10 protein-coding genes are annotated in these 8,674 nt (G+C 60.3%); 5 read left to right on the top strand and 5 right to left on the bottom strand.

What is annotated here, in order from left to right; all coding sequences use genetic code 11:
• The 5 genes from ACW4DH_RS06370 to ACW4DH_RS06350 form a co-directional block, all read right to left on the bottom strand.
• The coding region (locus ACW4DH_RS06370) for an alcohol dehydrogenase catalytic domain-containing protein (RefSeq protein ID WP_459635519.1) at positions 1-375 on the bottom strand (375 nt) is incomplete at its 3' end.
• Positions 376-449: 74 nt separating this feature from the next.
• A complete protein-coding gene (locus ACW4DH_RS06365) occupies positions 450-1,754 on the bottom strand; it encodes a TRAP transporter large permease (RefSeq protein WP_459635518.1) in 1,305 nt (434 codons plus the stop codon).
• Positions 1,751-2,272 (bottom strand): TRAP transporter small permease, encoded by a 522-nt coding sequence (locus ACW4DH_RS06360; protein ID WP_459635517.1) that lies wholly within the window; start codon positions 2,270-2,272, stop codon positions 1,751-1,753. Before ACW4DH_RS06360 ends, ACW4DH_RS06365 begins: the two co-directional genes overlap by 4 nt.
• Before the next feature lie 25 nt (positions 2,273-2,297).
• Positions 2,298-3,224, bottom strand: coding sequence for a TRAP transporter substrate-binding protein (locus ACW4DH_RS06355; protein ID WP_459635516.1), 927 nt, complete (start codon positions 3,222-3,224; stop codon positions 2,298-2,300).
• Positions 3,225-3,472: 248 nt separating this feature from the next.
• Positions 3,473-4,711, bottom strand: a complete 1,239-nt coding sequence (locus ACW4DH_RS06350; RefSeq protein WP_459635515.1) for a LysR family transcriptional regulator — start codon at positions 4,709-4,711, stop codon at positions 3,473-3,475.
• Between the two features lie 201 nt (positions 4,712-4,912).
• Between ACW4DH_RS06350 and galB the strand changes: the two genes are divergently transcribed.
• From galB to ACW4DH_RS06325, 5 genes are read left to right on the top strand one after another with little or no spacing between them, the layout of a single operon-like run.
• Positions 4,913-5,653 (top strand): 4-oxalmesaconate hydratase, encoded by a 741-nt coding sequence (gene galB, locus ACW4DH_RS06345; protein ID WP_459635514.1) that lies wholly within the window; start codon positions 4,913-4,915, stop codon positions 5,651-5,653.
• Entirely contained in the window at positions 5,650-6,384 is a 735-nt protein-coding gene (locus ACW4DH_RS06340; protein WP_459635513.1) for a 4-carboxy-4-hydroxy-2-oxoadipate aldolase/oxaloacetate decarboxylase, read from the top strand. The genes galB and ACW4DH_RS06340 overlap by 4 nt, the downstream gene beginning before the upstream one ends.
• Complete coding sequence (locus ACW4DH_RS06335) at positions 6,381-7,499, top strand: 4-oxalomesaconate tautomerase (protein WP_459635512.1); 1,119 nt, start codon at positions 6,381-6,383, stop codon at positions 7,497-7,499. Before ACW4DH_RS06340 ends, ACW4DH_RS06335 begins: the two co-directional genes overlap by 4 nt.
• Positions 7,496-8,206, top strand: coding sequence for an alpha/beta fold hydrolase (locus tag ACW4DH_RS06330; protein WP_459635511.1), 711 nt, complete (start codon positions 7,496-7,498; stop codon positions 8,204-8,206). Before ACW4DH_RS06335 ends, ACW4DH_RS06330 begins: the two co-directional genes overlap by 4 nt.
• Positions 8,203-8,664: a nuclear transport factor 2 family protein gene (locus tag ACW4DH_RS06325; RefSeq protein WP_459635510.1), complete on the top strand. Its 462-nt coding sequence runs from the start codon at positions 8,203-8,205 to the stop codon at positions 8,662-8,664. The genes ACW4DH_RS06330 and ACW4DH_RS06325 overlap by 4 nt, the downstream gene beginning before the upstream one ends.
• Positions 8,665-8,674: the final 10 nt, after the last annotated feature.

Genomic DNA, 8,674 nt, shown 5'->3' with positions numbered 1-8,674 from the left:
ACCATAGGCGCCGCCGGCCCGATCGTCGTTGACGTGCAGACACACGCCGGTATGGCCTTCCTTGCAGGTGCGACAGCGGCCGCAGGCCACGTTGAAGGGGACCGAGACGAGATCGCCGATATCGAGAAACTCGACGTCCTTGCCCTTCTCGATGACCTCGCCGGTGATCTCGTGGCCCAGCACCATGCCCGAGGGCGCCGTGGTGCGGCCACGTACCATGTGCTGGTCGGAGCCACAGATATTGGTGGAAACCACTTTCAGGATCACCCCGTGCTCGATGGGCCGGCCCTGGGGCGTTTCCATTTTCGGGTAGGCAATGTCCTGCACCTCGACCTTGCCGGCCCCGACATAAACGACGCCGCGATTACTTGTCATGTTCGGCTCCTTTATCCTCGAATATTGTTGATTGTACTAATGTCCTGCTATCAGCCTTCGTGAGGCCTCCTTCTCTAGCCCATCATTGCGTTAGGCAGCACCAACACAATGTCGGGGAAAACGATCATCAACAGTATGGCGACGATCATGACCAGCCAGAAAGGCATGACGCCGACGAAGATATCCTTTAACGGCACCTGCGGGGCCACCGACTTGACGATGAAGACGTTCACGCCAACCGGCGGGCTGATCAACCCCATCTCGAGCGTCAAGACCACCAGTACGCCGAACCAGATAGGGTCGAAGCCCAGCGCGGTGATGACGGGAAAGAAGATCGGCATGGTCAGCACCAGCATGGCGAAGCCCTCCAGGAAGCAGCCCAGCACCAGGTAGCAGGCCAGGATCAGCAGCAGCACACCATAAGGGCCGATAGCCAGCGAGGCGAGGTAATCGCCCAGCGCCTGGGGAATGTGGCTGAGCGCCAGGAAGGGGTTGAGCATATGGGCGGCGATGAGGATCAGCATGACCGTGGCGGTCGTCGAAATCGACCCTTGCGCAGCGCGCCAGAACGAAGCCAGCGTCAGTTTGCGCATCACCGCACCGAACAGGACCATGAGCCCTGCCCCTACCGCCGCCGCCTCCACCGGCGAAAAGATCCCGGTGTAGATACCGCCAATGGTCAGCAGGATGACGAAGAGAATCGGTGTCGCCCCCAGCACGCCATCCATCTTCTCCCGCCGTGAGGTCTTCGGCCCGGCGGGGGCAAGGGCAGGCTTCAGGGTCGACATGAGCGTGATGGTGATGACGAACAGCAGGCACAGCATCAGCCCCGGCAGCACCCCTGCCAGAAATAGCCGTCCAATGGACTGCTGAGTCAAGATGGCGTAGATGACGAAGCCCGTCGAAGGCGGAATGAGAATCCCCAGCGTGCCTCCGGCGGCGACGGCGCCGGTCGACAGCTTGGAGCTGTAGTTGTAGCGCTTCATTTCATCCAGCGATACCCGCCCCATCGTGAGTGCAGACGCGACGGAGGAACCGCAAAGTGCGGCAAAACCGGCACAGCCGACAACGGTAGCTGACGCCAACCCGCCACGGATAGAGCCGATCAGGGCATAGGCGGCATCGTAAAGTTTACGGCTCATGCCCGCTTCCGTCGCAACATTGCCCATCAGGATAAACAGAGGTATCACGATCAGCTCGGCATTGGAGGCTAGCGTAAACGTCTCGCTGGCCAGCAGGCTAAGCGCCGAGCTTGGGCTATCCAGAATCGCCACCCCTCCCATGCCTACGACAAAAATTGAGAAGGCAACCGGGATTCTCAGGACAAGAAGAACTAACAGGACAAGGATGCCCAGGGCGCCGATCCACTCGGTACTCATAACTCTTCCTCATGGGCTTGCTTGTAGTCGGCGTCGGGCGACAGGATATGCGCAACCGACCGCACCAACATGGAAAGTGCCGTCAACGTTGCAAAACCTGCGAGAATGTACTGGAAAGGCGCCTTGGGCAGGCCGATGGTATTCGTGCTCAGGTTGAGCAATCGGGCGAGTGCAGCCGCTTCCACCATGGTGTAAGCAATGGCGAAAAAGATCGCCGCCCCGGTCAGCCAACCGATGATATCCAGCCAGCGGTTCATCCTTCGCGGAAACTTGTCCTCGAATATGTCCACGGCGATATTGCCTCCCAGCTTGTCGCAAAGCGCCATACCGCCGAAAACGATGATCACCATCGACATCTGGGAGAGGTCCTGTGCGCCTGTCAGCGGAAAGCCGACGAGTCGGCCGATGACATCGACCAGCGTGACGACGACCGCAAAAATCAGTGACAGGGTGCCAATGATGCTGGACAGGCCTATCAGCCTGTCCACGATCTGGTTAATGTGTCGGGAAGAGACCATACGTTTCACCTGACCGGGTTGCCTGTCATTGGCCCTGCATGGCATTCAGCACATCAACGGCATCGATCTCTTCGAGTTTCCTTTCGCGGAAGGAATTGGAAATTTCCTCGAACTTGGCGATCTCGGCGTCACTCAGCTCGATCACGGTATTTTCAGGCTCGGCGGCCACGGCCTCCAGGGTCTCCTGGGCGCGCTGATTCCACCCCTGCTCGCCGCTGCGCGACAGTTCGATGCCGCTGTTGGCATCGATCGCGGCTTTCTGTTCGTCGGAGAGTCCGTCGTATTTCTTCTGGTTCATGACCAGGTAGAACATGATGTGGCCCAGCGGGGCTCCCACGGAGTAGGAGTTGGCGACTTCGTCGAGCTTGAAGTCCTGAATGGCACTGGCGCCGGTCACGAGTCCATCGATCAGGCCGGTCTGCAGGGCGTTATAGACCTCACCGGCACTCATCTGGACCGGGGTACCGCCATAGGCATTGATCAGTTCGGCCGTCATCCAGCCGGAGACGCGAATCTTGAGACCCTTGAGATCTTCGGGCGAGCGGATCTGCTTGTCCTTCATGATGAAGACGTTAGGTTCGCTTGCCCACAGCGCCAGTGGCTTGGTACCCGGAAATTCGCTTTTCAGGTGGTCATCGTAGGCGTTCCACAGCATTTCATAGCCGCTCATGCCTTCCGGAATCGCCCCTGGAAGCTCCACGACCATCGACTTGGTAAACTGGGACGACGTGTACCCGGGAAGACCCCAGGCAATATCCGCCACGCCCTGGAGGACACGGACATATTGCTCAGTAGGACCGGAGCCCAGCTCACCGCCGGGGTAGACCCTGATTTGCAGATCGCCGTTGGTATCGGCTTCCACGCCCTGCTTCAGAGGGTCGGCAATCGAACTATTGACGATATGGGCAGGCGAAACGAAGTGGGCCAATTTAAGCGTTTCGGCTGAACTCATGCCGGCATTCAGGGTAAATGCTGCACCTACAGCAAAGGAAAGAAGGGCGCGACGCATCGTTTTTTTCATTCTGGACTTCTTGTTCATCCTGGCGGCTCCTCATTTATAATTTTGTCGTCGTCTCGGTATTGTCGTAGGGCTATAAAAGAGCCTGGGCTCCGATAACGCTTCAGGCACCCTATCTTCTCGTCACTACGGGCAACAAATTCAAAACCGACGCTTTGGTATACGTTTTTGCTATTCGCCTTTCAGTTGCGGCTGCCCATCCGTCGTCCAATGTCGAACAGGACACGACGCAGCACCTGCAGTGCCTGGGTGGGGGATTCGTCCGCCCGAACCGTGATCCCGATGGGACGCAGCGTCCCCTTCAACTGAATGGGGAGCAGGGCCAGTTGTCCGCTCTCGATTTCGAAATGAACCTGGTGAGGAGACACTAGCGTAACCCGGTCACTATCCATCAGCAGGGTGCGGATCGTACTCAGATTGCCCGCCTCGACGACGATCTCTGGCGGCTCCAGCCCTGCAGAACGAAATTCATGTTCGAAACTTCGTCGCGCGGGCGTCCCCCGACGCGGCGCCACCCACTGCGCGTCGAGCAGGTCGCGAAGTGTCAGTGAAGCATGGCGGGTCAGGGGGTGATCGTGACGAGCGGCGACTGCCAGGCGGTCGTTAAAGAGCCGTTCCTGAACGGTATCTTCGCTCAGGCTGGCCTGCCGCAGCGCTCCAATGAGAATATCGATCTCGCCACTACGCAGTGACTCGAACAGGGCATCGTAAGTCCCGTCCAGGATGGTGACATGCAGGCCAGGCAGCTCCTTCAGCAGGGTATCGACCGCCTGAGGGACCAGCAGTGAGCTCGATAAAGGGAGTGTGCCAATAACGACATGCCCTCTGGCTCGCCCCTGCCAAGCCGAAAGATCGTCGCTGACCAGGGCAATTTCACGCAGAGCGACCTTTGCATGGCGAATCAGCACGGCGCCGCAATCCGTCGCCAGCATGCCCCGTTGCGTGCGAAGAAACAGCGCGACGCCCAGTTGGCGTTCCAGGTCACGCAGATTGCCGCTGATGGCGGGTTGGGTTAGCCCCAGCTCCTCGGCTGCCAGGGGCTCATTGTGGAAATTGGCAATGGCGGCAAGGACCGTCAGTTGCCGATAAGACAAGCGCTGCGCCAAGCGTTCGAAGTAGCCTTCCGGCTGGAGCGCCATCAACGCCTGCTCGGCATTGGCCAGCTGTCGTAGAGCCCGCCGAAAGCGATGCAGGACGATCTCCCCCGCACGGGTGCACAGCATACCGCTGCGATGGCGTTCGAAGAGTTCCAGCCCCAGCTCTTTCTCCAGGTCGCGTACCGCCCGGGTGACGGCAGGCTGGGAGAGATGCAGCAGCTCGGCCGCACGCATGACACCTCCCGCCTCGGCGACTGCGACCACCGCGCGCAGGCGGCGCATGTTGGGCTCGAATGCGAAGGAATCGATACGCGTTTCTAACATGACCCTGCCTCAGTACACACAACCGGAGCCCAGCATGCCGGATACATAACATTTCCGATATGCCCATATCGGAGCATGGGCTAACCGAGAAGGCACGGTACGCATAAGCAAAACGCATATCCGTACAGAGGAAAGGCATTATTCGCTCTCGGCAGAGGATGACAGGATAACGGCATCGACGCTCAAGAACAGGTTTTGACAATGAATGCCGCACGAGAAGCACGTACAGGCTTGGTGGTCAGCGCACACTCTGCAGACTTCGTATGGCGCGCCGGCGGTGCAATCGCCCTGCATGCACGACAAGGCTATGCCATGCATATCGTCTGCCTATCCTTCGGCGAGCGCGGCGAGTCTGCAAAACTCTGGCGCAAGGGCGACATGACCGAAGAAAAGGTCAAGGCCGCGCGTCGCGACGAGGCCGAGGCTGCCGCAAGGGAGCTGGGGGCCAGCGTAGAGTTCTTCGATATTGGCGACTATCCCATGCGGGCCGACAAGGAAACGCTGTTTCGCCTGGTCGACGTTTATCGCCGCGTACAGCCGAGTTTCGTGCTCACGCATTCCTTGAAGGATCCCTACAACTACGATCACCCTCTGGCGACGAATCTTGCCCAGGAAGCCCGTATTATTGCCCAGGCCGAAGGCCACAACCCGGGCGAGAAAATTATTGGCGCCCCCCCGGTATACTGCTTTGAGCCGCACCAGCCGGAGCAGTGCGAGTGGCGCCCCGATGTACTGCTCGATATCACGGAAGTCTGGGAAGACAAGTACCGCGCCATTCAGTGCATGGCTGGCCAGGAGCATCTCTGGGAGTACTATACGCGTGTCGCTCTTCAGCGCGGCGTACAAGCCAAGCGTAATATCGGCATCACCTCGAGCAAGAATATCCAGTATGCCGAGGGTTATCAGAGTATCTTCCCCCGCGTCACAGAGGATCTGTCATGAGTCGTTCCCTTGATAGGACCGGAGTGGTAGTACGCAACTTTCCCCGTGCTGATACAGCATTGATCGATGAGCTGGGCGGCTACGGTGTCGCCACGGTACACGAGGCTCAGGGCCGCAAGGGCCTGCTCGATCCCGCCATTCGGCCCATCCAACAGGATCATGGTATCAGCGGCTCGGCAGTGACGGCACTGGTCGCGCCCGGTGACAACTGGATGTTCCATGTCGCCGTGGAGCAGTGCCAGCCGGGCGACATCCTGGTGGTCGCCACTCGCTCTCCTTGCATCGACGGCTATTTCGGTGACTTGCTCGCCACCTCCCTACAGGCGCGAGGTGTACGTGGCTTGGTCATGGATGCCGGCGTCCGGGATACACGTACCCTACGCGAGATGGGATTCTGTGTATGGTCGCGTGCCGTGCATGCCCAGGGCACGGTCAAGGAGACGCTCGGCTCGGTTAATGTCCCGGTGATTTGCGCCGGCCAATGGGTCAATCCCGGCGATATCGTGGTTGCCGACGATGATGGCGTGGTTATCGTGCGCCGTGAGGAGACCTCGGCCGTTATCGAGGCCAGCCGCAAGCGGGCCGATGCGGAAGAGCAGAAGCGGATACGCCTGGCCAATGGTGAGCTGGGTCTGGACATCTATAATATGCGCCCACGTCTGGCCGAGAAGGGGCTGAAATACTACGACAGCCTGGAAGCGCTGGAGGGCGGTGTGGAGAAACCGGCATGAGCCAAACCCGCATCCCCTGCTTGCAGATGCGTGGTGGCACCTCCAAAGGGCTCTATTTCCTCGCGACCGATCTGCCCCAGGACCCACCGCAGCGCGACGCCGTACTGCTGGCGGCGATGGGCTCGCCCGACACGCGCCAGATCGACGGCCTCGGCGGCGCCACGTCACTGACCAGCAAGGTCGCCATCATTGACCATCCCACGCGCGACGATGCCGATCTCGACTATCTGTTCGCCCAGGTCGTCGTCGACCAGCCACGTGTCGATTACGGCCAGAATTGCGGCAACATTCTCGCGGGGGTCGGCCCCTTTGCCTTAGAGCGAGGGCTGGTTTCCCCGCGAGAAGGCACGACGCCGGTTCGTGTGCATATGGTCAATACCGGCCAGATCGCCGTCATTCATGTGCCCACACCCGACGGGCAAGTGGAATATGCCGGCGATGCGACCATTTCCGGCGTGCCGGGCGCTGCCGCTCCACTGATCATCGAATTTCAGGATACGGCCGGCTCCAGCTGTGGCGCGCTGCTTCCTACCGGGCAGGCGCGCGACTTGATCGATGATGTCGAGGTCACCTGCATCGACAACGGCATGCCGGTAGTGGTGCTGCGCGCGGCGGACCTGGGCATTAGCGGAAAAGAGAGCTGCACCGAGCTGGATGACAACCAGCCTCTCAAGACCCGCCTCGAGCGTATCCGGCTCGAGGCGGGGTTGCGTATGAACCTTGGCGACGTCAGCCAGCGTACCGTCCCCAAGATGTCACTGGTTGCCGAGCCACAGGGCGATGGCACCTTGGCAACACGGACCTTCATTCCTCATCGTTGTCATGAAGCAATCGGCGTTCTGGGTGCCGTCAGTGTCGCCACGGCTTGTCTGCTACCCGGTTCCGTGGCGGCCGAGACGGCGCGTCTTCCAGCAGGCACCTGCAGACGTTTGTCGATCGAGCATCCGACCGGCGAGTTTACCGTCGAACTGACCTTGGATGCCCAGGGCCACGTCGAACGTGCCGGTCTGCTGCGCACCGCGCGCCTGCTTTTTGAAGGAAATCTCTGCATTCCACGCGCCGTCTGGGCCGGAAAATCTTTAGTAACGGGGCATGACAAGGGGCTCTCGCCATGACTACCGACCTGCTGCTACTGCCGGGGCTGCTCTGTGATGACGCCGTGTGGTCCGGGCAAATCAGTCGCCTACCCTCGATGCGCTGCCATGTTCCCGACTATGGCATGGCCAACTCGATTGGCAACATGGCCGATAGGGTGCTGCGTCAGGCCCCAGGGCGTTTTGCTCTGGCCGGACATTCCATGGGCGGACGGGTCGCGCTCGAGGTTTACCGACGTGCCCCTGAGCGGGTTAGCCATCTGGCCCTGCTGGATACCGGTTTTCGCTCACGCCCCGCTAACGCGGTGGGTGAGCGCGAGGAACGGGCCCGCCTGGCGTTACTGGCTCAGGCCAGGGAACAAGGCATGCGCGCCATGGGCGAAACCTGGGTACAAGGCATGGTGCATCTCGACCGATTGACCGATGACGCACTGATCGAATCCATCCTGGCGATGATCGAGCGCAAGACCCCCGATATCTTTGCCGCCCAGATTCAAGCCCTTCTGGGACGGCCGGATGCCACTTCCGGGCTAGGCAGAATCCAGTGCCCTACCCTGTTGGTCTGTGGACGCCAAGACGCCTGGAGCCCGCTTTCCCGTCACGAGGAGATGGCGCAGTTGATTCCGCGCAGCCGGCTGACCGTCATCGAAGAGTCGGGACACATGAGCCCCATGGAGCGTCCGGCAGAGGTTGCCTCGGCATTAGCCCATTGGTTGGAGGAACAATGACTACCCCATCACAATCTCGCGAAACGCAGGCCGATATCGAGCGGGCTTGTACCCGCCTGGTACTGGACGCAGCGGACTACACCGACCGGCAGGATTATGCCGGCCTTGCCGCACTCTTTCAGGCCCAAGGCAAGCTTTATCGCCCGACGGCGCCCGAAGAGCCTATTGAAGGCCGGGAAGCGATTCTCGCCGCTTACCAGGCACGCCCACCGCACCGCTTTACGCGACATTTCTGCAGCAATATCCGGGTCACGGTGGAATCCCCTGAACGCGCCCATGTGCACTGCTACGTGCAAGTGTTTGCTGCCAATACCCAGCACGACAAGGATGGGTATTTTGGCTGGCCCCTCGAGGGACGCGTCATGATCGGCGAATTCGCCGACATATGCGTGGCGGAGCAGGGAAACTGGCACTTTGCCGAGCGCCGGGCCCGCTTCGTCATGCACCAGGAAGCCTGAGATGACGCCG

The organism is Halomonas sp. WWR20 (genome assembly GCF_054602495.1).
This window is presented reverse-complemented; position numbering and strand designations above follow the sequence as displayed.

Coding starts and splice junctions, on each gene's coding strand:
- ACW4DH_RS06365 (WP_459635518.1), bottom strand. CDS start 1,754: ATGAGTACCGAGTGGATCGGCGCCCTGGGCATCCTTGTCCTGTTAGTT.
- ACW4DH_RS06360 (WP_459635517.1), bottom strand. CDS start 2,272: ATGGTCTCTTCCCGACACATTAACCAGATCGTGGACAGGCTGATAGGC.
- ACW4DH_RS06355 (WP_459635516.1), bottom strand. CDS start 3,224: ATGAGTTCAGCCGAAACGCTTAAATTGGCCCACTTCGTTTCGCCTGCC.
- ACW4DH_RS06350 (WP_459635515.1), bottom strand. CDS start 4,711: ATGTTAGAAACGCGTATCGATTCCTTCGCATTCGAGCCCAACATGCGC.
- galB (WP_459635514.1), top strand. CDS start 4,913: ATGAATGCCGCACGAGAAGCACGTACAGGCTTGGTGGTCAGCGCACAC.
- ACW4DH_RS06340 (WP_459635513.1), top strand. CDS start 5,650: ATGAGTCGTTCCCTTGATAGGACCGGAGTGGTAGTACGCAACTTTCCC.
- ACW4DH_RS06335 (WP_459635512.1), top strand. CDS start 6,381: ATGAGCCAAACCCGCATCCCCTGCTTGCAGATGCGTGGTGGCACCTCC.
- ACW4DH_RS06330 (WP_459635511.1), top strand. CDS start 7,496: ATGACTACCGACCTGCTGCTACTGCCGGGGCTGCTCTGTGATGACGCC.
- ACW4DH_RS06325 (WP_459635510.1), top strand. CDS start 8,203: ATGACTACCCCATCACAATCTCGCGAAACGCAGGCCGATATCGAGCGG.